This is a genomic window from Phormidium sp. CCY1219 (assembly GCF_055795085.1).
Genome location: NZ_JAYFEQ010000097.1, coordinates 1 through 600, shown reverse-complemented (window position 1 = coordinate 600; position 600 = coordinate 1). Strand labels below are relative to the sequence as shown.

Genomic DNA, 600 nt, shown 5'->3' with positions numbered 1-600 from the left:
TGGGGGACTCAGCAACCCAAGCCGATTGGCAGTTAGTGGCCAAGACCTATGGCGCTTCCTCAGAAGACCTCGCCACCCTGCAAGCGGAAGCGGCGCGGTTGGCTCACCAAGGGGAAAGCCCCTCGGTACTCACCGACCACCTGATCGACGCGGTTCGCCACCTCACCGACTGGGACGCCGAGAAGTTGTTGGCTCCTGCGAAACGCACTACAAGACCGACCCAACTCATCCCCACCGCCGCCCCGGAAGACCCCCTACACCCGTCCCAACAGTTGCACGCCGGAATCCATCATCTTGCCCGGGAAGATGCCAAGGATGGGAAAATTATCCCGCAGCAGCGCCACTTACAGAAAGCCTTGCGCCAGCAGAACCTTGCCCCCGCTGTACCCGCGCAATCCGACCGGGTGGCGGAGTTAGAAAAGCAAGTGCGCGACCTGAGCGCCCAACTGAAAGAAGCGGATAAAGCGGCGGCTCTGATTCAGGGATTGCAAGCCGATCGCGATCGCCTCGCAAAGGAAAACCTGCAACTGCAACAACTCCTGCAAGAAAATACCGATAAGGAGTCGCAAATTCACCACCTCCAGGAGCAGATTGCCAACT

At 59.3% G+C, this 600-nt stretch carries 1 protein-coding gene; it reads left to right on the top strand.

The genetic code is table 11. The annotated features are described in order from the left end of the window. Window positions 1-600 (top strand): hypothetical protein (locus AC0QH1_RS00580; protein WP_324628788.1); only part of this gene is annotated, 600 nt, incomplete at both ends.